At 69.7% G+C, this 23143-nt stretch carries 19 protein-coding genes and 1 pseudogene; 11 read left to right on the top strand and 9 right to left on the bottom strand.

The genetic code is table 11. The features are described from left to right. Window positions 1–7 precede the first annotated feature (7 nt). Window positions 8–1078, bottom strand: a complete 1071-nt coding sequence (locus ACWFR3_RS41370) for a M4 family metallopeptidase (protein WP_453739877.1) — start codon at window positions 1076–1078, stop codon at window positions 8–10. Window positions 1079–1375: 297 nt separating this feature from the next. On the opposite strand from ACWFR3_RS41370, the gene leuA reads away from it, so the two are divergent. The 5 genes from leuA to ACWFR3_RS41345 all read left to right on the top strand — a co-directional run bounded on the left by leuA (window position 1376) and on the right by ACWFR3_RS41345 (window position 8461). Continuing rightward, complete coding sequence (gene leuA, locus ACWFR3_RS41365) at window positions 1376–3103, top strand: 2-isopropylmalate synthase (protein ID WP_453739876.1); 1728 nt, start codon at window positions 1376–1378, stop codon at window positions 3101–3103. Between the two features lie 196 nt (window positions 3104–3299). Continuing rightward, window positions 3300–4034, top strand: a complete 735-nt coding sequence (locus ACWFR3_RS41360; RefSeq protein ID WP_453739875.1) for a TerB family tellurite resistance protein — start codon at window positions 3300–3302, stop codon at window positions 4032–4034. 234 nt (window positions 4035–4268) lie between these two features. After that, a complete protein-coding gene (locus ACWFR3_RS41355; RefSeq protein WP_453739874.1) occupies window positions 4269–6359 on the top strand; it encodes an MMPL family transporter in 2091 nt (696 codons plus the stop codon). 198 nt (window positions 6360–6557) lie between these two features. Continuing rightward, the gene (locus ACWFR3_RS41350; protein ID WP_453739873.1) at window positions 6558–7772 is read left to right on the top strand and encodes a sensor histidine kinase; all 1215 of its coding nucleotides are present in this window, start codon (window positions 6558–6560) and stop codon (window positions 7770–7772) included. After that, window positions 7769–8461 (top strand): response regulator transcription factor, encoded by a 693-nt coding sequence (locus ACWFR3_RS41345; protein ID WP_453739872.1) that lies wholly within the window; start codon window positions 7769–7771, stop codon window positions 8459–8461. The genes ACWFR3_RS41350 and ACWFR3_RS41345 overlap by 4 nt, the downstream gene beginning before the upstream one ends. Before the next feature lie 195 nt (window positions 8462–8656). On the opposite strand, the gene ACWFR3_RS41340 is transcribed toward ACWFR3_RS41345, so the two are convergent. The 5 genes from ACWFR3_RS41340 to ACWFR3_RS41320 are packed head-to-tail and all read right to left on the bottom strand — an operon-like array spanning window position 8657 to window position 15272. After that, window positions 8657–9595, bottom strand: a complete 939-nt coding sequence (locus tag ACWFR3_RS41340) for a dihydrodipicolinate synthase family protein (protein ID WP_453739871.1) — start codon at window positions 9593–9595, stop codon at window positions 8657–8659. Next, complete coding sequence (locus tag ACWFR3_RS41335; protein WP_453739870.1) at window positions 9592–10632, bottom strand: oligopeptide/dipeptide ABC transporter ATP-binding protein; 1041 nt, start codon at window positions 10630–10632, stop codon at window positions 9592–9594. The genes ACWFR3_RS41340 and ACWFR3_RS41335 overlap by 4 nt, the downstream gene beginning before the upstream one ends. After that, entirely contained in the window at window positions 10629–12629 is a 2001-nt protein-coding gene (locus ACWFR3_RS41330; RefSeq protein WP_453739869.1) for a dipeptide/oligopeptide/nickel ABC transporter permease/ATP-binding protein, read from the bottom strand. Before ACWFR3_RS41330 ends, ACWFR3_RS41335 begins: the two co-directional genes overlap by 4 nt. After that, complete coding sequence (locus tag ACWFR3_RS41325) at window positions 12629–13588, bottom strand: ABC transporter permease (protein ID WP_453739868.1); 960 nt, start codon at window positions 13586–13588, stop codon at window positions 12629–12631. Before ACWFR3_RS41325 ends, ACWFR3_RS41330 begins: the two co-directional genes overlap by 1 nt. A gap of 34 nt (window positions 13589–13622) precedes the next feature. Continuing rightward, window positions 13623–15272 carry an ABC transporter substrate-binding protein gene (locus ACWFR3_RS41320; RefSeq protein ID WP_453739867.1) on the bottom strand — a complete coding sequence of 550 codons (1650 nt, stop codon included), beginning with the start codon at window positions 15270–15272 and terminating at the stop codon, window positions 13623–13625. A 171-nt stretch (window positions 15273–15443) separates the two neighbouring features. Between ACWFR3_RS41320 and ACWFR3_RS41315 the strand changes: the two genes are divergently transcribed. From ACWFR3_RS41315 to ACWFR3_RS41300, 4 genes and pseudogenes are all read left to right on the top strand, one after another. Further along, the gene (locus ACWFR3_RS41315; protein WP_453739884.1) at window positions 15444–16172 is read left to right on the top strand and encodes a FadR/GntR family transcriptional regulator; all 729 of its coding nucleotides are present in this window, start codon (window positions 15444–15446) and stop codon (window positions 16170–16172) included. 59 nt (window positions 16173–16231) lie between these two features. Next, the gene (locus tag ACWFR3_RS41310) at window positions 16232–18130 is read left to right on the top strand and encodes a beta-galactosidase (RefSeq protein WP_453739866.1); all 1899 of its coding nucleotides are present in this window, start codon (window positions 16232–16234) and stop codon (window positions 18128–18130) included. A gap of 92 nt (window positions 18131–18222) precedes the next feature. Beyond that, window positions 18223–18601: pseudogene (locus ACWFR3_RS41305) on the top strand (type II toxin-antitoxin system RelE/ParE family toxin). Continuing rightward, entirely contained in the window at window positions 18598–18921 is a 324-nt protein-coding gene (locus ACWFR3_RS41300; RefSeq protein WP_453739865.1) for a helix-turn-helix domain-containing protein, read from the top strand. Before ACWFR3_RS41305 ends, ACWFR3_RS41300 begins: the two are co-directional and overlap by 4 nt. Window positions 18922–18987: 66 nt before the next feature. Here ACWFR3_RS41300 and ACWFR3_RS41295 read toward each other — a convergent pair whose 3' ends face one another. Continuing rightward, window positions 18988–19410 (bottom strand): contact-dependent growth inhibition system immunity protein, encoded by a 423-nt coding sequence (locus ACWFR3_RS41295; protein WP_453739864.1) that lies wholly within the window; start codon window positions 19408–19410, stop codon window positions 18988–18990. 21 nt (window positions 19411–19431) lie between these two features. Beyond that, window positions 19432–20013 carry a class I SAM-dependent methyltransferase gene (locus tag ACWFR3_RS41290; protein ID WP_453739863.1) on the bottom strand — a complete coding sequence of 194 codons (582 nt, stop codon included), beginning with the start codon at window positions 20011–20013 and terminating at the stop codon, window positions 19432–19434. A 56-nt stretch (window positions 20014–20069) separates the two neighbouring features. Between ACWFR3_RS41290 and ACWFR3_RS41285 the strand changes: the two genes are divergently transcribed. After that, the gene (locus ACWFR3_RS41285) at window positions 20070–20840 is read left to right on the top strand and encodes an AraC family transcriptional regulator (protein ID WP_453739862.1); all 771 of its coding nucleotides are present in this window, start codon (window positions 20070–20072) and stop codon (window positions 20838–20840) included. Here ACWFR3_RS41285 and ACWFR3_RS41280 read toward each other — a convergent pair. Further along, window positions 20803–21777: a nitroreductase/quinone reductase family protein gene (locus ACWFR3_RS41280; protein ID WP_453739861.1), complete on the bottom strand. Its 975-nt coding sequence runs from the start codon at window positions 21775–21777 to the stop codon at window positions 20803–20805. The two genes, ACWFR3_RS41285 and ACWFR3_RS41280, sit on opposite strands and share 38 nt — an antisense overlap. A 390-nt stretch (window positions 21778–22167) precedes the next feature. Between ACWFR3_RS41280 and ACWFR3_RS41275 the strand changes: the two genes are divergently transcribed. Continuing rightward, window positions 22168–22680: a GNAT family N-acetyltransferase gene (locus ACWFR3_RS41275; RefSeq protein WP_453739860.1), complete on the top strand. Its 513-nt coding sequence runs from the start codon at window positions 22168–22170 to the stop codon at window positions 22678–22680. The last annotated feature ends 463 nt before the right edge of the window (window positions 22681–23143 follow it).

Raw genomic sequence — 23143 nt, 5'->3', positions numbered from 1 at the left:
GGGTAGGTCAGTTTGTGGGCACCTTGACCTGGGACCATGCGTCGATGACGGCCTTCAGCTCGTCGCCGTCGCCGTACTTCGCGCGCGCGGCGGCCACCGTCAGCTTCGCGAAGTCCGCGAAGGAGGCGTCCTGCGCGAGCTCGCCGCCGGTCAGGACGGCGTACCAGATCTGTCCTGCCCGCTCCCACGCGTTGCCGCCGAGGGCGTCGGCGACGAGGTAGAAGGCACGGTTGGGGATGCCGGAGTTGATGTGCACGCCGCCGTTGTCGCGGCCCGTGCGGACGTAGTGGTCCATGTCGGCGGGCTGCGGGTCCTTGCCGAGCACGTCGTCGTCGTAGGCCGTGCCGGGCTCCTTCATGGAGCGCAGCGCCTTGCCGGTGACGCGCGGGGCGAGCAGTCCGGCCCCGATCAGCCAGTCGGCGTCGGCCGCGGTCTGGCCGAGCGTGTACTGCTTGATCAGCGAGCCGAAGACGTCGGCGAACGACTCGTTCAGGGCGCCGGGCTGGCCGAAGTAGGTGAGGTTGGCCGTGTACTGCACGACGCCGTGCGTCAGCTCGTGGCCGATGACGTCCACGGGGATGGTGAAGTCGAGGAAGATCTCGCCGTCACCGTCGCCGAACACCATCTGCTCGCCGTTCCAGAAGGCGTTCCCGTAGTTCTCGCCGTAGTGCACGGTCGCGTTCAGGGGCAGGCCGCTGCCGTCGATGGAGTTGCGCCGGTAGGTCTTCAGGTACAGCTCGAAGGTCGCGCCGAGGCCCGCGTACGCGCGGTTGACGGTCGCGTCCTTGCCGGGGCGCTCGCCCTCGCTGCGGACCTTGCGGCCCGGCAGTTCGGTCTTGTGCTTCGCGTCGTAGATCGTGCGGTGCGGTTTGTCCGCGGCCGCTTCCTTGGGCAGTGATACGGGCGGGGCGCCGATGACCGTGGTCAGCCGGCGGCGGGTGCGCTCGATCGAGTCGCGCTCGAGGGTGCGCCGAGCGGGACCTGCGAGCGTGGCGTCGTCACTCTGGGCCAGAGTGTCGAGCACGTGAGGCGGAATGATGGTGCAGAAGACAGGCTCGAAGCCTGGATTGGCGGTCATGGCGGCAATGTGGCACTGGGTCATGCCGCTGTCACTACCTGCAACCATGATTTGTGAAATAGAGGTATTGATCACCTCTTACCCGTTACCTGGAGGCGGTCCCGCATACTGATACGGACCCGCGCGGACAGCGCGGCTCGGCTATGGTTCGGAGCATCATGCGTTACGGGCTGCTTCTCCTTAGCTGCCGCGGCGAGGGCCTGTAGTCGAGGCCGACCCCCTCCCCGCGGAGTTCGGTGTTGCTCGCGAAGCGACCGTCGGCCGTCCTTAAGGACACTCCCGAGGAGCCCCCGCATCATGGCGATCAAGCCCAATCTGCAGCGTGCCACTTCCATGCCGGTCCACAAGTACGGCCAGTACGACCAGGTCGACATCCCCGACCGCACGTGGCCCGGCAACCGCATCACGGTCGCTCCCCGCTGGCTCTCCACGGACCTGCGTGACGGCAATCAAGCCCTGATCGACCCCATGTCCCCGGCGCGCAAGCGCGAGATGTTCGACCTGCTGGTCCGCATGGGCTACAAGGAGATCGAGGTCGGCTTCCCCTCGTCTGGCCAGACGGACTTCGATTTCGTACGGTCGATCATCGAGGACGGCGCGATCCCGGACGACGTCACGATCTCCGTCCTGACGCAGGCCCGCGAGGAGCTGATCTCCCGCACCGTCGAGTCGCTGGTCGGCGCCAAGCGCGCCACCGTCCACCTGTACAACGCGACCGCGCCGGTCTGGCGCGAGGTCGTCTTCCGCGGCTCGAAGGACGCGGTCAAGCAGATCGCCGTCGACGGCACGCGCCTGGTCATGGAGTACGCCGAGAAGCTGCTGGGCCCCGAGACGATCTTCGGCTACCAGTACAGCCCCGAGATCTTCACGGACACCGAGCTGGACTTCGCCCTGGAGGTCTGCGAGGCGGTCTGTGACGTGTGGCAGCCCGCCGAGGGCCGCGAGATCATCCTGAACCTGCCCGCCACGGTCGAGCGCTCGACGCCCTCCACCCACGCGGACCGCTTCGAGTGGATGTCGCGGAACCTGACCCGGCGCGAGCACGTCTGCCTGTCCGTCCACCCGCACAACGACCGAGGCACCGCCGTCGCCGCCGCCGAACTGGCCATCATGGCCGGCGCCGACCGCATCGAGGGCTGCCTGTTCGGCCAGGGCGAGCGCACCGGCAACGTCGACCTGGTCACGCTGGGCATGAACCTCTTCTCGCAGGGCGTCGACCCGCAGATCGACTTCTCGGACATCGACGAGATCCGCCGCACCGCCGAGTACTGCAACCAGATGGAGATCCACCCCCGCCACCCGTACGCGGGCGACCTCGTCTACACCGCCTTCTCCGGCTCCCACCAGGACGCCATCAAGAAGGGCTTCGAGGCCATGGGCATCCGGGCCGAGCAGCAGGGCAAGACGGTCGACGAGATCGAGTGGGCCGTCCCGTACCTGCCCATCGACCCCAAGGACGTCGGCCGTTCCTACGAGGCCGTGATCCGCGTCAACTCGCAGTCCGGCAAGGGCGGCATCGCCTACGTCCTGCAGAACGACCACAGCCTGGACCTGCCGCGCCGGATGCAGGTCGAGTTCTCCAAGATCATCCAGACGAAGACCGACAGCGAGGGCGGCGAGGTCACGCCGGACGCGATCTGGGGCATCTTCCAGGACGAGTACCTGCCCAACCCCGCCAACCCGTGGGGCCGCATCCAGGTCAAGAACGGCCAGACCACCACCGACAAGGACGGCACGGACACGCTGACCGTCGAGGCGACGGTCGACGGCGAGGACACGGTCCTGACCGGCACCGGCAACGGCCCGATCTCCGCCTTCTTCAACGCCCTGCAGGGCATCGGCATCGACGTCCGCCTCCTGGACTACCAGGAGCACACGATGAGTGAGGGAGCCTCCGCCCAGGCCGCGTCGTACATCGAGTGCGCGATCGGTGACAAGGTTCTGTGGGGCATCGGTATCGACGCGAATACGACACGTGCGTCGCTGAAGGCCGCGGTTTCCGCGGTGAACCGCGCGGCTCGCTGACCAGCGCATCGCGGCTCCACTACGCAGGCATCAGGCGCCGGACGGGCTCGAATGGGCCCGTTCGGCGCTTTTGCGCGGGGCCGTGTCCAGGGCGTCTACCGGCCATCTCTCGCACAGGGTGCTGACGCCACATCAACAATGTGGCTAACATCACGCCCAACACGGCAATGTCGCCGGGGCGTTACGGAGGTGCGTGGTGCTGCCAGATCGTGGACGAAACGGCCGGGAATCCCGCATTTTCGCCACGCCCGTTTCGCGCGGGCGAGTCCTGCGAAGGCGCGTGATCGGCGTGCATACGGCCTGGACCACCGTCGGGGACGGCGAGTTCTTCTGTCCGGCCTGCGGCGGTGACCGCAACTACCAGCGCAGGACCGGCCGTCGCCGCTTCGTCCTGCTCGGTGTCCCGGTCCTGCCGCGCGGCGCGGCGGGCCCCATCGTCGAGTGCGCCGCCTGCGGCGACCACTTCGGCACGGACGTCCTCGACCATCCCACGACCACCCGCCTCTCGGCCATGGTCCGCGACGCCGTGCACACCGTCGTCCTCGCGATCCTCGCCGCGGGCGGCACCTCGTCGCGCACGACGCTCGACTCGGCCGTCGGCGCGCTGCGCGGAGCCGGGTTCGACGACGCGTGCGAGGAACAGCTCCTCACGCTCCTGGAGGCGCTCGCCGCCGACACCGGCCGCGCGACCGTATCGGACTGCGGGCCCGGACTCGCCATAGAGCTCCATGAGGCGCTCGGCCCGCTGGCCCCGCACCTCGCCCCGGCCGGGCGGGAGGCGCTGCTGCTCCAGGGCGCGCGGATCGCGCTCGCCGACGGCCCGTACACCCCCGCCGAGCGCGAGGTCCTCGCCACCGCGGGCGATGCGCTGACCATCGGGGCCGACGAGGTGACGCGGCTGATGGTGGCGGCACGGACCACGCACTTCTGACGGCTGCGGGGCTCCGGGCCAGGTGCTTCTGACCGCTGCAGGGTTCTGGACCCCGTACTTCCGAGCGCCCCGACGCTCCGGGCGGAGTCGGTCCGCGTACTCCCGCGGGAGTAACGGGACGTCCTCGCCTCCCTGCGTCGTACGCCCCAACTCGCCCTCGCGCCCGACGGATCGCGCACCCTGCTCCGGAAGGGTTGGCACTGAACCTGCCAACCTGCCGGAAGGAGGCCCGTCATGCGGGCCGAACAGACCACCGCACGACGGCGACGAGCCGTGCCCTGGGTGTTCCTCGCACTGTGGATCGGCGTCATCGCGCTCGCCGGGCCCTTCGCGTCGAAACTGGCCGACGCCCAGCAGGACCGCGCCGTCGACTACCTCCCCGCAAGCGCGGACTCCACCCGAGCCGCCAAGATCCAGGAGCAGTTGCCCGGCGGCGAGGCCACCGAACTGGTGCTCGTCTATCACCGTGACGGCGGCCTGACCCCCGCCGACCGCAAGGCGGCGGCCGGCCAGATCGCCGAGATAGGGCAGGCCCACAAGCTGACGTCCGCCCCGCGCGCCGTACCGTCCAAGGACGGCACCACGCTCATGTACCCCGTGGCGAGCACCGAGCCCGGCCAGGACGAGGAGGCCAGGGACGCGCTCGTCGACGACGTACGCGAAGTGGCCCGCTCCGAGGGCGGCCTGAGCGTCGACGTGGGCGGCTCGGGGGCGCTCAGCACCGATGCGAGCAAGGTCTACAACTCCCTCGACGGACCGCTGCTCTACACCACCGCCGGAGTGGTCGCGCTGCTCCTGATCCTCATCTACCGCAGCCCGTTCCTGTGGCTCGTGCCGCTCGCCGTCGCGGGCGTCGCGGACTACCTCGCGATGGGCGTCGCCTACGGCCTGCACGAAGGCTTCGGGACATCCGTCTCCGGCCAGAGCAGCGGAGTGATGACGATCCTCGTGTTCGGCGCGGGCACGGACTACGCGCTGCTCATCGTCTCCCGCTACCGCGAGGAACTGCGCAGGATCGAGCGGCCCTACGACGCCATGATCGCCGCGTTGAAGGGGTGCGGCCCCGCCGTGCTCGCCTCATCGGGGACCGTCGCGGCGGGTCTTCTCTGCCTGCTCGCCGCCGACCTCAACAGCAGCAGGGGCATGGGCCCCCTCGGCACGGTCGGCGTCCTGTGCGCGCTCGCCGCGATGCTGACGCTGCTTCCCGCGCTCCTCGTCCTCCTCGGACGCCGCGTGTTCTGGCCGCTCGTACCGGCCCTCGGCAGCCGGCCCAAGCAGCGGCGCAGCCTCTTCTCCATGATGGGCAGTTCGGCAGGACGCAGGCCCCTCACCGTGCTCGCGGGCGGCGCCGTGCTGCTCGGCGCGCTCGCCCTGGGGGCGCTGAACCTGCCGGGCGCGATGAAGCAGGAGGACTCCTTCACCAAGACGCCCGACTCCGTCACCGCGATGGAGACCCTCGCCAAGGCCTTCCCGGAACGCGGCGCCCAGCCCATCACCGTGATGACCCCCGAGGACCGCGCCACCGCGGCCCTCGCCGACATCAAGGACACGAAGGGCGTGGACAGCGCGGAGAAGGGACGCACGGCCGAAGGCTGGACGGAGATCTCCGTGATCGCCGCGTCCGCACCCGAGTCGGCGGGCGAGACGGCGACCATCAAGGCGCTGCGGGCGGACCTCGACGGCTCGTACGTGGGCGGAACCAGTGCCCAGCAACTGGACCTGAAGGACACCAACTCCCGCGACACGCTCGTCATCGTGCCCCTCGTGCTCGGGGCCGTCCTGCTGATCCTGGTGGCGCTGCTGCGTTCCCTCGTCGCACCCTTGCTGCTCCTCGCGGCGGTGGTCGCGGTGTGGGGCGCCTCGCTCGGCATCGCGGGCCTGGTCTTCGAACCGCTCTTCGGCTTCGAGGGCACGGACCCCGGCCTCGGCCTGCTGTCCTTCGTCTTCCTCGTCGCCCTGGGCGTCGACTACGGCATCTTCCTCATGCACCGCATGCGGGAGGAGTCCCTCGCCGGTGCGGAGCCGGGGGCCGCCGCGCTGACCGCGCTGCGCACGACGGGCGGTGTCATCGCATCGGCGGGCCTGGTGCTCGCGGCGACGTTCGCGGTGCTCACCAACATGCCGCTGGTGCAACTGGTCGAACTGGGCTTCGTGATCGCGGTCGGGGTGCTGCTCGACACGTTCCTGGTGCGGACGTATCTGGTGACGAGCGCGAGTGTGGCGCTCGGCCGGAAGGTCTGGTGGCCGGGTGCACTCTCGCGCCCGGCGGCTCCCTCGCCGGGGGCGGCGGCGGAGGCCGAACCCCAGCGGGTGCCCGCCCCGTAGATCACCGGCTTCGCCGAATTCGTCCTCAAGTGCCGGACGGGCTGGTTCACTTCAACCTGTCCGGCGCTCGGGGAGCGGAGCCCGGGGAGTAGAGCCCGGGGAGCCCCAGAAGTACTGGAGGATGCAACGGTGGGGGACATACCGCAGGTTCGCGAGAGGCCGTCCGCGCCGCGTGGCCTGCCGGCCTTCACGAGGGTCGTGCCCGGCAGCAGGCGCGCCCTGCGCGACGACGCGCTGTTCGCCGCGGGACTCGCGGTCCTTGCCGCCGTGCTCGCCGCGTTCTTCGAGGACGGACGGCGGCTCGATCTCCTCGGCTGGAGCCTGCTGCTCTGCGCGCACGTGCCGTTGGTGTGGCGACGCAGCCGTCCGCTCCTTGTGCTGCTCGCCGTGGTCGCCTTCATCGCGCCGTACCACGCCATCGACTACACCCACACGGCCGCCGTCCCGGTGGGCATGGTCGCGCTCTACACCGTCGCCGTGACGGGGCGCCCGCGCCGCGCCCTGATCACCGGCGTCCTCGTCGTCGGCATCATGCTGACCGTCAACGCGACCGTGGAGCCGCACCAGGTGGCCGAGGTGCTCAGGATCTCCGGCTGGATCGTCTCGGTGCTGCTGTTCGGCGTATACGTGCGCATCCACCGTCAGTACGTCGCCTCCGTACTGGAGCGTGCCGAGCGGGCGGAGCGCACGCGCGAGGAGGAGGCGCGGCGGCGGGTCGCCGAGGAGCGGCTGCGGGTCGCCCGTGACCTGCACGATCTGCTGGCGCACAGCATCACCCTGGTCGGCGTCCAGACGTCCGTCGCGGCGCATGTCCTGGCCGCCGATCCGGAGCGGCTCGACCGGGCGGCGGTGGCGAAGGCCCTGGACGACATCGCCGAGACGTGCCGTTCGGCGCGGGGGGAACTGCGGGCCACGTTGCAGGTGTTGAGGGCGGCCGGGCCCGAAGGTCCCGACGGGCCAGGAGGTCCGGAAGGGCTCGGAGGTCTTGAAGCCGACGAGACGCGGGGCCCGCTGCCGGGGCTCGACGGTCTCGCCGACCTGGCTGCGGCGGCGCGTACGTCGGGGGCTTCGGTCGAACTGACGGTCCGGGACGCCGAGGCGCCGCCCGCCGTGGGTGCGGCGGCCTACCGGATCGTGCAGGAGGCGCTGACCAACGCGGTGCGGCACGGCGGTCCGGGGCTCACCATCCGGGTGGGGATAGGAGTGGCGGACGCGGCGCTGCGGGTGACGGTGACGGACGACGGCCGGGCCGCCGATGACCCCTCGCACACGCCGGGATTCGGACTTGTGGGGATGCGGGAACGGGCGCGGAGTGTCGGGGGAACGCTGGAGGCGGGGCCCGGGGACGGGGGCGGGTTCGTGGTGTCGGCCGTGCTGCCGCTGGTGGCGGCTGCTGGGGGGACTGTGCTGTGACGGTTCGTACGATTCGTGTGCTGCTCGCCGATGATCAGACGCTGGTGCGGGCGGCGTTCGCGATGCTGGTCGAGTCCGCGCCGGACATGGAGGTGGTGGGGCAGGCGGGGACCGGGCGGGCGGCGGTCGAACTCGCCCGCTCGGAGCGGGCCGATCTCATCGTCATGGACATCCGGATGCCGGACCTGAACGGGATCGAGGCGACGCGGCTGCTCGCGGGCGACGAGGATCTTGCCGGGGTGAAGGTGCTGATGCTGACGACCTATGACACGGATGAGCATGTCGTCGACGCGTTGCGTGCCGGGGCGTCCGGGTTTCTGGTCAAGGACACGAAGCCGGCGGAGTTGCTGGAGGCGATCCGGATCGTGGCGGCGGGGGAGTCCTTGCTCTCGCCCGGCCCGACGTCCCGGCTGATCGCCCGCGTACTGCGGGCGCCGGAGCCTCCGGCTGCGGGGGAGGGGGCCGGGGGGCCCGAGGGGCTTTCGGAGCGGGAGCGGCAGGTGCTTTCGCTGGTGGCGCGGGGCCTGAACAACTCTGAGATCGCGGAGATGCTTGGGCTCAGCCCCTTGACCTCGAAGACCCATGTCAGCCGGATGATGGGGAAGTTGGGGGTTCGGGATCGGGCTCAGTTGGTGATTGTGGCTTATGAGTCGGGGTTGGTTCGGCCCGGGGTGGAGGGGGCTAGGTAGGGGCGTTCCCTGCGGGGCTTTCCCCAATCCCGCCCCTTCCCGAACCATGGGGCTTCGCCCCCTGGACCCCCGAAAAGATGGCCTCAAACGCCGGCCGGGCTGGATTCCCAGCCCGTCATGGGGGTCCCCCCTGCTCTTTAAGAGCTTGGGGGAGATTGAGGACGAACTCGGCGGAGCCGGTGATTTACGGCGCCCTTACAACAACCCCGCCCCCGCCAAGAACTTCCCCACCCGCTCAACCTCCCCCGAAGACAACGGAACCTGCGGCTCCGCAGTCGCCGGACAGGCAATCACCCCCCGCAGATACAGCGCCGCCTTGAACGCCCCCAGGGCGGACGAACTACCCCCCATCCGCCCCGCCGCATCCCCCACCCGCACCATCCCGAACAACCCGCACAGCCGCTCCTGCTCGGCCCGGGCCAGCGCCCACTCACCCTCCCGGCAGTAGCGGTACAGCCGCACATACCCCTCCGGATCCACGTTCCCAAGGCCCGGCACCACCCCCTCCGCCCCCATCCCCAGCGCCGCGTCCACCGTCGTCTCCGAGCCCGTCAGCACGCTGAAGCCCGGGACATCCGCCCGGCCCCGCGCCCCGAGGACCACCTCCCGGAAGTTCCCCTCGTCCCCGCTGGAGTCCTTCAACCCGGCCAGGACGCCCTCCGCGGCCAGGTCGAGGACCAGTTCCGCGGTCAGTTTGGAGTGGACCGAGACAGGGAGGTCGTACGCGAAGACCGGTACCGGAGAGGCCGACGCCGCAAGGCGGAAGTGGCGGGCGACCTCCGCCGGATGTGTGCGCGTGTAGAAGGGCGCCGTCACCACCACCCCGTCCGCCCCCGCGGCCGTCACCGCGCGGACGTGGTCCAGGACCCGTGGCGTCGTCATGTCGATCGCCCCCGCCAGGACCGGGAGTTGGCCGCCCACGTGCCCCGCCACCGTGTCGATCACGACCTTCCGCTGGCCGTCCGTCAGGTACGCCGCCTCCGACGACGAACCGAGCACGAACAGGCCGTCCACCCCGCCCGACACCAAGTGGTCGACCAGCCTCACCAGCGACGCCGTGTCCACCTCGCGCTCCGGTGTCAGGGGAGTACAGACGGGCGGTACGACACCGGTCAGCGGGGTGGGCATGGTCATGGAGTCTCCCTGGGGCTCGCGTCCGTGGCGGCGGACTGGATCACTAGCTCGTGCGTGGACTGGCCGTCCCTTACGGGATGGTGGCAGCGGTAGCGGTGGCCCGAGCCCTCCGTCGAAGCGAACTCCGGCATGGCCGCGCCGCACACTTCGTCCGCCTTCCAGCACCTCGTACGGAACGGGCATCCGCTCGGCGGTCGCGTGGCCGACGGCACCGGGCCGACGAGCGGGATCGGGTCGATGGGGTCCAGGAGTCCCGGCGTCGCGGAGAACAGCGCCCGTGTGTAGGGGTGGCGTGCCCTGTCCAGGATCTCCTGTGCCGGTGACTCCTCCACGATCCTGCCCAGATACATCGTGATGACCCGGTCGCTCATCCTCCGTACCGTCTGGATGTCGTGCGAGACGAAGACGAGCGCCAGGCCGAGCCGCTCCTTCAGGTCCAGGAGGAGGTTGAGGATCTGGGCGCGCACGGAGACGTCGAGCGCGCTGGTCGGCTCGTCCGCCACCACCAGTTCCGGTTCGAGCGCCAGGGCGCGGGCGATCGCCACGCGCTGGCGCTGTCCGCCCGACAGCTGACCGGGCAGCCCGTCCGCGAGGACCTTGGGGAGACCCACCAGTGACATCAACTCGCGCACTCTGTCCTCGCGTTGAGTCGTTGTCCCCATCCTGTGGACGTCCAAGGGGTCGCGGAGTATCTGGCGTACCGTCAGCCTGCGGTTCAGCGCGGTCGACGGGTCCTGGAAGATCATGCCGGTGTTCCTGCCGATCGCGGTCCGCCGCTCGGCCGGCTGCATCGTCCACAGGTCGCGGCCCCGGAACGACACCGTGCCGGCGGTGGGTTGCTGGACTCCCACGAGTACCTTCGCGAGCGTCGACTTCCCGCACCCCGACTCGCCCACCACGCCCACCGTCTCGCCGGGCGCGATGGTCAGATCGGCGCCGGTCAGCGCGTACACCCGGTCACGCGAGAACAACCCGCCCGAGCGTGCCCGGTGCACGACGTGTGCGTCGGAGAGGGTGATCAGCTTTTCCGTCGTCATTTGAGTGCCTCGCTTCCGCTGGGCTCCCGCACTCCCGGCGGCTGCTGCGCCGGATGGTGGCAGGCGATGGAGTGCCGCGTCCCGCCGGTGAGTCCGGGGGCCGTCGTACGGCAGACCTCGCTCGCGAGCGGGCAGCGGTCCGCGAATCGGCAGCCTGCGGGGAAGTCGGCGGGCGAGGGGACGACGCCCTTGATCTGGGTCAGGCGTTCCGCCGCCGATTCGAGCGAGAGGACGGAGCCGAGGAGGCCGCGCGTGTAGTGGTGCGACGGCGCCTCGACGAGGTCCGCCGTCACGCCCGTCTCGACGATCTGTCCTCCGTACATCACCACCACCCTGTCGGTGACGTCCGCGACCAGGGCCAGGTCGTGCGAGACGAGGATCAGGGCGAAGCCCAGCTCCTCGCGCAGGCGCAGGAGCAGCTGTATGACCTGGGCCTGGACCGTGACGTCCAGGGCCGTCGTCGGTTCGTCCGCGACGATCAGCTTCGGGTCGCGGGAGAGCGCCATCGCGATCAGGACGCGCTGGCGCTGGCCGCCGGAGAGCTCGTGCGGGTAGCTGCGCAGGGTGCGGTCCGGGTCGAGGCCGACCAGTTCGAGCAGCTCGACCGATGTGCGGCGCCCTCCCCTCCGTACGACCTGTTTGAGCTGGGCGCGGACCGTCATCGCGGGGTTCAGCGACGACAGGGCGTCCTGGTAGATCATTGCCATGTCGTGGCCGAGGAGTCGTCTGCGGGTGCGCATCGGCATGCCGAGCAGCTGCTCGCCGTCGAACGTCACCTCGCCGCTGACGCGGGCGCCCTTCGGCTCAAGGCCCATCACCGTCAGCGCGGTCAGTGATTTGCCGCAGCCCGACTCGCCCACCAGGCCCAGGACTTCGCCCGGCCGTACGTGGAAGCTGATGCCGTCGACGATGTCCACCCCGCCGTGCCGGGCGTCGAAGCCGATCGCGAGGTCGCAGACGGTCAGGACCGGCTCTCCCTCCGGCAGGGGGCGGGCGCGCGAGCGCAGGCGCCGGGCCGCCTCCGTCAGGCCCGGCAGCTCCAGGACCTTGCCGCTGCCCGGCTCGGGGGCTTCGAGGAGGTCCTTCCTGTCCTCCTCGCGGGCCGCGCCCGGCATGTCGCGCGTGGCGGGCGCCGCCCACGCGTCCGATACGCCCTCGGAGAGGATGTTCAGGGCGAGGACCGTGATCAGCATCAGGAGGCCGGGGAAGACCGTCGCCCACCAGCCGCCGAGCAGCACCATGTTCTTGCCGTCGGCGATGACACTGCCCCAGGACGGGTCCGGAGGCCGTACGCCCGCGCCGATGAACGACAGCGAGGCCTCGAAGACGATCGCCTCGGCGACCTGCACCGTGCAGAAGACGAGGATCGGCGCCGCGCAGTTGATGGCCACGTGCTTGATGAGGATGTGCGGGGTGCGGGCGCCGACGATGCGTTCGGCGACGACATAGTCCTCGCCGTACTGATCCATCACGTTCGCCCGCACGACCCGCGCGATCGGCGGTGTGAACAGGAACGCGATGGCGCAGATCAGGACGACGATGCCGCCCCCGAAGACCGCCACGAGTACGGCCGCGAGCGCGATGCCGGGGAACGCCATGACGATGTCGAGGCACCGCATCAGCGTCTCGTCGACCGCCTTGCGCGAGGTCGCCGCGAGCGCGCCGAGCACCGCGCCGACGATCAGGGCGAGCAGTGTCGCTCCGAGCCCGATCGCCAGGGACCAGCGCGCCCCGTACATCAGGCGGCTGAGGATGTCGCGGCCGAGGCTGTCCTGGCCCATCCAGTGGTCGGCCGACGGGTGTCCCGTGCCGTCCACCTGCGGCTGCTGGTCGAGCGGGTCGTGCGGGGCGAGGAGCGGCGCGAAGAGTGCCATCAGGACGACCACGCCCACGACGCCCACCGCGATACGGGAGAGCAGCGGGAGGCGGCGCAGTGACCGCAGCCGGATGCCGGGGCGCGAGAGCTGCTCGGTCAGGGCCTTGCGCGACATGATCATCAAGCAGCCTCCCTCAGACGCGGATTGACCAGCAGGTAGAGGATGTCGAGGACCAGGTTCACGACCACGAATCCGACGGCCGTCGTGATGACGACCCCCTGGACGACGGCCGGGTCGCCGTTCTTCACGGCGTCGATCATCAGCTTCCCCATGCCGGGAAGGGAGAAGATCGTCTCGATGACGACCGCGCCGCCGAGCAGATAGCCGACGCGCAGCCCGAGCACGGTCAGCGGGTTGATGAGGGCGTTGCGCAGGACGTTGCGGCCGACGACCACGACCGGCGGCAGACCGCTGCCGATCGCCGTCCGTACGTAGTCCTTGTCGAGCTCCTCGACCACGGCCGTACGGATGATGCGGGTGAGCCCGGCGGCCACGGGCAGGGAGAGCGCCAGGGCGGGGAGCGTCATGGTCTTCAGCCAGCCGGTGAAGGAGTCGCCGGGATTGACGTATCCGCCGGTCGGGAACCAGCCCGCCTCCACCGCCAGGTACTGGATCATGAGCAGCGCCAGCCAGAAGCCGGGCGCCGCCACGCCGGTCAGCGAGATGACGCGGATGAGCTGGTCGGGCAGCCGGTCGCGGTAGATCGCGGCGGTCACGCCGAGCAGCAGGGAGATGACCACCGCGATGCCGAGCCCCAGGAACGTCAGCTGCAGGGTGAGCGGAAGCGCGGTGGTGACCTGCTCCACCACCGGCGAGCGGGTGAGCACGCTGATGCCCATGTCGCCTTGGAGCAGATCGCCGACGAAGGCGACGTAGCGCACCGGCAGCGGATCGAGCAGGCCGTTCTCCTCGCGGAAATCGTGCAGTTGCTCCGGGGTCGGATTGGCGCCCTGGTAGAACGCCGACGCCGGATCGATGTCCGAGAACCGCATCACGAGGAAGACGAACAGGACGATGCCGAGAAGCAGCGGGACGAGGAGGGCGAGGCGGCGGGCCAGGATTCTGACGATCGCGGTCACGTGCGTACGACTCCCAACGGGTCGGCCGGACTGGCTAGTCGGCCCACTTGGCCTGGAGGAGGTTGATGCCGGGGTAGGGCTGGGCCTTGATGCCGGTGAGCTTCTTCGGGTCCCAGGCGGTCATCAGCTCGTTGTGGACGACCGGGTAGATCACCGCCTGCTCGGCGACGGTGTCGATGTAGTCCTGGACCATGGTCTTCTTCTTGGCCGCGTCCGGCTCGCGCGTCGCCTGGTCCATGTCCTTGAAGAGCTTCTTGGCGACGGAGTTGTCCGCCCAGCGGGCGTAGCCCATCCACAGGTTCTCGGGGCCGTAGTTGTAGTGCATGATCAGATCGGCCTCGATGCCGAACTGGTTGGGGTTCGATGCGGCCGCGACGATCTGGTAGTCCTTCTTCTGGTCCAACTTGGTGAAGACGGCCGTCGTCTCCTGCGGGTCCAGGGTCGTCTTGACGCCGATCGCGTCCCAGGAGGCCTTGATGGTCGGCAGACAGTCGACGATCCAACTCACGTTCACCGCCGTGAGGTTGATCGACAGATCCTTGACCCCGGCCTCCTTCAGGAGCGCCTTCGCCTTCTTCGGGTCGTACGCGTAGACCGTCTTCGCGGGCCGGTATGAGGGGTTGGACTCGTTGAGGAACGAGGTCGACGCCTTGCCGTGGCCCTTGAGCGCGACCTCGATCATCTTCCCGGTGTCGATGGCGTAGTGCAGGGCCTGGCGCACGCGTACGTCGTCGAAGGGCTTGTGCGCGGTGTTGAACATCAGGAACAGGTTGTTCATCCCGGCCCCGCCCTCGACGGTGAGCCCGCCCTTCGTCAGCTGCTGGATGTTGGCGTACGGGATGTTGTCCGAGATCTCCGAGTCCGCGCTGCCGCCCGAGATCTTCGCGACGCGGGGTGCCGCGTCCACGATGGTCAGCCAGTTCATCTTCTTGAAGGCGGCCTTGCGCGGGCCGTTGTAGTCGCCGAACGCCTCGAAGGTGGTGTTCGACTTCGGGTGGTGTGAGGCCTGCTTGTACGGTCCCGAGCCCACCGCTTTGCCCTTGGTCGCGTCGTCCCAGGCGCCCGGCTTGGAGAAGACGTGCTTCGGCATGATCTTGGCGAGGGAGAGCCGGGCCAGGCCGTCCGGGAACGGGAACTTCAGGGTGAGCTCGACGGAGGTCGCGTCGACCTTCTTGACCCCCTTCAGCCAGCTCTCGAAGAAGCGCTTGGCCAGCGTCTGCGTCTTCGGGTCCAGGATGCGGTCGAAGACGAAGACCACGTCGTCGGCGGTGACGGGTTTCCCGTCGTGCCACTTGGCGCCGGGCCGCAGCGTGAACTTCCAGGTGGTCGCCTTGTCGTCGGCGGGGATCTTTGTGGCGAGCGCGGCGTACGGCTCGCGGGTGATGGGGTCGGTGTTGAGGAGCCCCTCGTAGATGTGTTCGTTGCCGGCCATCGCGAAGGCGGACGCGGTCTGCGTCGGGTCCCAACTGCCGTCGTTGCCGTAGCCGATGACGGCGGTGAGTGTGGAGTCGCCGCCTTCGCCGCCGCCCCCTCCGGCCTCGTTCGTGGACTCGGGCCCCGAGGAGCAGGCGGAGAGCGTGGTGGTGATGGCGGCGGCCGCCCCGAGCGCACCGGTGTACTTCAGGAAGGACCGGCGGTCGGGGGCGGGGCGGGCGGAGGCGATGCTGGTCTTGTCGTCGCTCACTGTGTCTCCCTTGAGAGATCCCACGTCCTACGTCATGGTGGCGTGGTGACCATAAGAGCGCCGCGATGGCCGGTCAAGAGATCGCGCAGGTATCCGAATCGGGCTGCTGCGGCGTCCGTTCGGAACGATGTCGGTCCGGAGGTGGGACGTGGGATGTCATCCGTGCCTACGATGTGCCGCATGCCTCAGGAGCCAGTCCGTGCACGGCGTGTGGGCAGTCAAGTCCAGCGCGCGGTCATGCAGTTGATCCTCGACAGAAGGCTTCGGCCGGGCGCGCTGCTGCCCACCGAGGCCGAGCTGATGGAAGAACTGGGAGTCAGCAGGAATTCGGTGCGCGAGGCGCTCAAGGCCCTCCAGGCGCTGGACATAGTGGAGATCAGACATGGCTACGGGACGTATGTGGGGCAGGCGTCGCTGACGCCGCTGGCCGACGGACTTACATTCCGCGCGTTGGTCCAACTGAGTGACGACACGCATGCGTTGGCGGAAATTCTTGAGGTGCGGGAGGTCCTTGAGGAGGGCCTGGTGCGGCGGGTCGCGGTGCGGCTCACGGACGAGGAGCTGTCGCGGCTCGAGGCTCTGGTGCGCAAGATGGAGGAGTCCGCGGGCGGGGGCGCGGCCTTCCCTGAGCTGGACCGCGAGTTCCACGAGACGCTCTACCGCTCGCTGGGCAACGAGCTGGTGCCGCAGCTGCTCGGCGCGTTCTGGAACGTCTTCAACAGGGTGGCGGGGGCGCGGGGGTGGGCGCGTGACCCGGCGCCGGAGGTGACGGTGCGCAGGCACCGGGACATCGTGACGGCGCTGCGGGCGCGGGACGTGGAGCGGGCCCAGCGGGCGATGGCGGATCACTTCCGGGGGATCGCGGCGCGGTCCCAGCAGGGGGCGAGGGGTGTGGGCTGAGGATGACGGGGCGCGGGCCGAGGATGACGGGACGCGGGATGAGGATGACGGAGCGCGGGATGAGACTGAGTCACTTCTATGACCGGGTTACGTCTCTGGGGTACGGGGGTGACTACAACCCCGAGCAGTGGGGCCCCGAAGTCCACGCGGAGGACGCCGACCTCATGCGCGAGGCGGGGGTGAACCTCGTGACGCTCGGGATCTTCTCCTGGGCGAAGACGGAGCCCGCCCCCGGCACGTACGACTTCACCTGGCTGGACGGCCACCTGGACCGCCTGGCCGGGGCGGGCGTGGCGGTCAGCCTCGCCACGATGACGGCGTCCCCGCCGCCCTGGCTGACCCGCCTCCACCCGGAGACCTTGCCGGTGACGGAGGAGGGTGTCCGCCTGCACCCCGGCTCGCGCCAGCACTGGTGCCCGTCGAGCCCGGTCTACCGCCGCCACGCGGTACGCCTCACGGAACGCCTGGCCACGCGCTACGGCACACACCCCGCCCTCGCGCTCTGGCACATCGGCAACGAATACGGCTGCCACATCTCACGCCACTGCCACTGCGAGGTGTCGACGGCGGCGTTCCGTACGTGGCTGCGCGAGCGGTACGGCACGGTGGCGGCGCTCAACGACGCCTGGTCGACGGACTTCTGGTCCCAGCGCTACGGCACGTTCGAGGAGATCCACACCCCGCGCAAGGCCCCTTCGTTCCGCAACCCGACCCAGCAACTGGACTACTGGCGCTTCTCGTCGGACGAACTCCTGGCGTGCTACTTGGCGGAGAAAGAGACCCTGACCCGCATCACACCGGACGTCCCGGTGACGACGAACTTCGTCCCGATCGCGAAGACGCTGGACCTCTTCGCCTGGGCCCCGCACCTGGACGTGGTGGCATACGACTCGTACCCGGACCCGCACGCCCCCGATTCGCTCCACCGGACGGCGTTCTCGTACGACGTCATGCGAGGCCTGAAGGGCGGGCAGCCCTGGCTGCTCCTGGAGCAGGCGCCGGGCGCGGTGAACTGGCGCGAGCGCAACGGCAGTAAGCCGCCGGGCCGGATGCGCCTGGACAGCTGGCAGGCGGTGGCGCACGGCGCGGACTCGGTCCTCTTCTTCCAGTGGCGGCAGTCGCGCGGGGGAGCGGAGAAGTTCCACTCGGCGATGGTGCCGCACGGGGGTGCGGGGACCCGCATCTTCCGGGAGGTGGCGTCGCTGGGCGCGGAGCTGGCCCGATACCCCGAACTCCTCGGCTCCCGCCCCGAGCGGGCGGACGCGGCGCTGCTCCTGGACTGGCCCAGCTGGTGGGCCCTGGAGCTGGACGCGCACCCGAGCGCGGACGTGCGGCTCCTCGACGCGGCCCTGGCCCACCACAAGCCGCTGTACGACGCGTCGGTGGCGTGCGATGTCGTCCCCGCGGACGGGAGATCGGCGGCGGACCTGCCGGACTTGACCGAGTACCGATTGCTCCTGATCCCCAACCTTTACTCGGTATCGAAAGAGACCGCGGAACGAATCTGCTCCTATGTCCGAGCGGGCGGCACCCTGGTCATGTCCTACTTCTCCGGAATCACGGACGAACACGACCGCATCCACCTCGGCGGCTACCCGGCCCCCTTCCGCGAGCTCCTGGGCCTCAGGGTGGAGGAGTTCGACCCCCACCCGGACGGCACCTGGTCGGAGGAGCTCCATCTGGAGGGCGCGGAGGCGGTACGCACATCCCCCGACGGCACCCCGACGGCAACCCGCCACCCCTACGGCAAGGGAACAGCCTGGTACCTGCCCACCCGCCTCACCCCGAAGGAGATGCGGGACCTCCTCGACAGGGTGCGAGCGGAATCCGGGGTGACCCCGGTCCTCCCGGATCTCCCGGAGGGGGTGCAGGCGCGGACGCGGGTCACGTCGACGGGGGAGCGGCTCCGCGTACGGATGGATCCGGGGGACTTCTCGGTGGAGGTGATCCGGGGTTGATTGCCCTCATCCGGGTGAGGATGCCGGGTTCGGTCCCACGGCCACACCCTCGCATGTTTAGTGAATGCTAAACTCGCGAAAGGGTCTCAGGGGTGGAAGAGCAGTGGGACGTCTACCTGACCAGTGAGGTGGATCAATGGCTGAACGACCTGGAAAAGGCGGACACTGATTCATACACGCCGGTCAACCAGGCCATTTGGATCCTCGCCTGCCACGGTCCGGCGGAGGGGCGTCCTCTGGTCGATCGGATCAGGGGCTCGGCTCTGCACAATCTCAAAGAGCTTCGGCCGGGTTCGGCCGGGCGGAGTGAGGTGTGTGCTGTTCATGTTCGACCCGTGGCGTTCCGCGATCCTCCTCGTGGCGGGCGATAAAGCGGGCAACTGGAGCACCTGGTACGACGTGGCGATTCCGCTGGCTGAGCGCAGGTACGCGCAGTACGTCGCTGACCGTGAGAAGGAGCTGGGGAAGTGAGCGGGCACATCAAGTGGACGGCCAGTGGGCACCGTGAGCGGGCGGAGGAGCTGTCGGGGGGCCGAGAGGCATTCCTCGAAGGCGCCGAACGCATGCTTGCCGAGGCTCGCGCGTGGCGGCTTGCCGAGATGCGCCAGGAGCGCGGCTACACCCAGGCGCAAGTGGCCGAGCGCATGGGGGTCAGCAAGGGCAGGGTCTCTCAGATCGAGAGCGGCCAGGTCTCCGGCACGGACGTCGTTGCTCGCTACGTCGAGGCGCTGGGCGGCAACCTGGTGATGGTCGCGGTGTTCGGGGACGGAGAGCTGCGCAAGGTGGGTTAATCCCCGGGTGGGTTAATCCCCGAGCCCCGAGCCCCGAGCCCCGGGCTCCGAATGCCGAAGGTGACTTCATCCGTCTCCAGGCAGTGACGCGAGGAGCTGTGCGACCTCTTGCCTGACGTAGCGTGAAAGTGAAAGGCCGTTCAGTGTTGCCAGCGCCTTCTTGAGTTCGCGGGCCAGCTCGGGATCATCGGCCCAGACCTCCGGGTTTCTTGTGACGACCGCGTACAACAGGTCGTCGTCGAACCAGCCGCCCGCTGCCTGTCGCGGCGCGGTGTCCCGCAGGATCCCCACGGCCAGTGGCAGTAGCCGGGGCAGTCCCTCGTTCTGACCGATCAGCCGGGCCAACTCGTGCGGTTCCAGCTCCCCGACGGGGTGGCGTCGCAGCTCGTACACGTTCCGGACCATGGGGGTCGCGCCCGCGGGAGGCTCCGGCCAGTGCCTGCCCTCCGACTGCTCGAGCGAGCGACCGCAGTCAAAGGGCTCGGGCATCTTCGGGTCCTCTCGTCTGCTTCAGCCGGCCGTCGGCTTCTGGGCCCGGAAGCGTAGGCCGCCGCTCTCCGGGTGGCGGTCCACGACCGGGTTCTTGAAGCCGGCCGCCGCCAGTCTTGCCGGGAGTTCCGCCGGGAGCAGTGTGTTCATCGTGTCGCGGAAGTGCAGGAGGCGGAAGCGGAGGTTCGGTTGGCTGTCGCTGCCCGCGAACGTGCCGCCCGGGCGCAGGACGCGGAACGCCTCGGCGAAGATGCGGTCCTGGAGTGCGTCGGTGGGGACGTGGTGCAGCATCGTGAAGCAGACCACCGAGGAGTACGTGGCGTCGGGCAGCGGCATGTCGGAGCCGTCCGCGTGCAGGATGCGGGCGCGGTCGCCCCACTCGCGCTCCAGGAGGCGGACCGTGTCGCCGTCGATCTCCAACGCCGTGAGGCTGGGGACCTGGTCCACCAGTACGCGCAGGTTGGCGCCGTATCCGGGGCCGATCTCCAGTACCTCGTCACCGAGTTCGATGTCTTCGAGGGCCCAGGGCAGGATGCGGTCCTTGACCGTCTGAGCCCACTCCGGGGAACTGCACAGCTTGCGATGCGCTCGGTTCATTGGCATACCGGCGACGCTAGGTCCGGGCCGCCCGTGTCCGCCACGGGCTAGGCTGCCGTCCCATGTCGCAGACCGGACACCCGTACCCGGAACTGACCGCGATCTTCGTCGGCGACTTCACGATGCCGCGCGGCGTGAAGTTCGCGACGCACCAGCATCCCGTCCATCAACTGGCTTGGTCCGCGCAGGGGTTACTCCGTATCAGGACCGACGACGGCTCCTGGCTGCTGCCGCCCTCCCTCGCCCTCTGGATCCCCGCCGGGCTGCCCCACGCGACCGAGTCCGAGGGGGACGCGGTGATGCGCAGCCCGTACGTCGACCCCGCGTGCTGCCCCGCGTCCGCCGACTGGACGGGGCAGCCCACGGTTCTCGCCGCGGGGCCGCTTCTGCGTGCTCTGATCGACCATCTGCTCCGGGGCGACCTCGCGTTGGACGCGCGGAGCCGCGCCGAGCGAGTCCTCCTCGACGTGCTCCACCCCGTATCGGTGACCAGCATCTCCGTCACGGAGCCGAAGGACCCGCGCGCGAGGGAGGTCGCGGAGGCGCTTGCCGCCGACCCTTCCGACAACCGCCCCCTGGAGACCTGGGGGCGGACGGTCGGCGCCAGCGCCCGCACCCTCGCCCGCCTCTTCTCCGCCGAGACGGGCCTCGCGTTCGGGCAGTGGCGCGAGCGGCTCCGGATGCAGGCAGCGATGCCCCTGCTGGCCGACGGCATGACGACCGGGGCCGTGGCCTCGCGGGTCGGCTACGCCTCGGCGAGCTCGTTCGTCGCCGCGTTCCACCGCATCGTGGGGCTCACCCCGCGTCAGTACTTTCCGGTGCGGCAGGGGTAGCGCCCGGCTCCGCAGGGCCGGCCGGCGGCCAGGGAACGTCTGCGAGGAGAGGCAGGATCGACTCTTCCTCGTAGTCGAGGTGGGCGTTCAGCTCGGTCGACATCTCCTCCAGCTCCGCGCGGAAGCGCTGCGGGTGGGCGATGGCGATGCCGGCGAGCAGAGTGACCAGGTCGTTCTGGATACGGGCGACCGTACGGTGTTCCTTGCTGAGCCGGTCGAAGACCTCGCTCAGATGCGGGTGGTACTGGGCGATCCCCGGGAACAAGTGCGCGTCCTCGCTGACGTGGTGGAACTCCAGAGCCTGGCAGAACGCGAGGCACCGCTGCCGGATCTGCAGGCCGAGGCTGGGGGCCGGTGGCTCGCCATTGCCTGCGGCCCGGTGTGTCTCGCGTGCGGCGAAGTGCGCCTCGACCTCCGCCCTCACCTGCCGCAACTGGTCCCGCAGCCAGGTGTGTACCTCCATGAGCTTGTCCGCGAGGGTGCGGATCTCGCGGGGTGCCACCCAGCCGTCCGGGTCGGCGCGCTCCAGCACGATGACCGGCAGGAGCCGGGCGGCCCCGGCCTGGTACTCGCCGTATCCGGGCTCCGCCCTCACGACGTGCTCGAACAACTCCTCACGCCGGGCTCCCTCGGCGGGCACCGCGAGGGCCTCGAACGTCCGGGTGCCGATCTCCACGTTCACCACGGGGTGGGCGAGGAGGTTGTGGTACCAGTCGGGGTGCCGGGGGCCGCCGAGATTGGACCCGACGAGGAGGAGCGAGTCGCCGTGGCGGACGTAGCCGAGGGGCGTGGTCCGTGAGGTCCCCGACTTGGCGCCGGTGGTCGTCAGCAGGAGCAGGTTCCCGCCTTCGAAGGGGCCACCGACCTGGCCGCCGTTGGCACGGAACTCTTCGATGACGGATTCATTGAAAGACGCGGGCGTACGGTTCTTGGGCATACGGGTTCTGTGTCTCCGGGGTGTGTGGGCATGGCGCACGGACGGCATGGCGCGGCGCGGCGTGGCATGAACGGCACGGCGTGCGTACGTGCGGCAGAGCTGCCGGGGTGTGTGAAGTGCGAGAGGTGAGTGACGTGCGGATGCGCTACGTCATGTCACGTCAGGTCCAGGGCGCGGAGTATGAACTCATGGCGGATCCCTTGGTGAAGGGTGCTCGCCCGATCGCCGACCGGCCCACTGCTCATTGGTCGGCGCCACGCGGCACCGCTCCCATTAGATGCACCGCGCGTCCGCCTGTCAACGCACGCGATCACGATCGTGATCGCGTGCCTGCCGGCGGCGACAGGAATGCCGAGGCGCCGTCCATGGCGCGCGGGCTAGCGTTCGGCCATGCCCGAACTCCAGCGCCTGCGGCCCGATCACGCTCCCGCTCTGCTCGCCTTCGAGTGCGAGAACAGGGCGTACTTCGCGAAGTCCGTCCCGGACCGTGGCGACGCTTACTTCGCCGAGTTCGACGCCCGTCACGCGGCGCTGCTCGCAGAACAGGCTGCGGGGACCTGCCACTTCCACGTCCTGATCGACGGGGCGGGGGCCGTCCTCGGGCGGGTCAATCTCATCGACGTGGCGGACGGAGAGGCGGAGTTGGGCTATCGCATCGCCGAGGGCGCGACGGGACGCGGGCTCGCCACGGGTGCGGTACGGCGGCTTTGCGGGGTGGCTGCTGCGGAGTACGGGCTTACTGCCCTGCGGGCGGCGACGGACGCGGACAACGCGGGGTCGCGGGCGGTGCTTGAGCGTGCGGGGTTTCAGCTGGTGGGCGAGGAGGTGCTGCCGCCCGGGGGACGGACGGAGGCCCGCTACTTCCGCGAGCTCGGCAGCTCCGGGAAGACCTTGCCGGGCTGACGTCGTGCGTTGTGGTTCGGGGAGGCGGGGCCGTGCTGTGCTGGTCCGGCGTTTGAATCGGTCACCGGTGCCGTCCGTTCTCCGGAGTTTGGCGGTTGCGGGCCGGGCGTCAAGGGCGCTCCGCTGCGCTGCGCGTCGGCTGCGCCGATTGCGCTTCGCTTCACCCTTGACTCCCGTCCCTCCACCGCGCGAGGGAAAGCGACCGGACGGCCCGGGGGCGGGACTCTCGACCAGGGCCGTGGGGTCGTCTGTGTTCCTGTCGGGTGCGGACTGGTTCGTTTGGGGTGACCGGCGGAGGGTGAGGTGCGCGGTCCGCTCGGGTAGGGGTGCCGGTCTCGTCAAGCGGGTGCGAACCGGATCGTCTGGGGTGGCTGCCTAATGCTGTCGTCAAGCCACGAGATGAAGAGGCGGCCGTGGTGTGTAGGCGTGTCGGTCGCGGAGGATCGCGTAGAGGACGTTCACG

The sequence above is a fragment of the Streptomyces sp. NPDC055189 genome (assembly GCF_053606765.1).
Note: the sequence above shows the minus strand (reverse complement) of the source record. Positions and strands in the feature narration are given on the sequence as shown.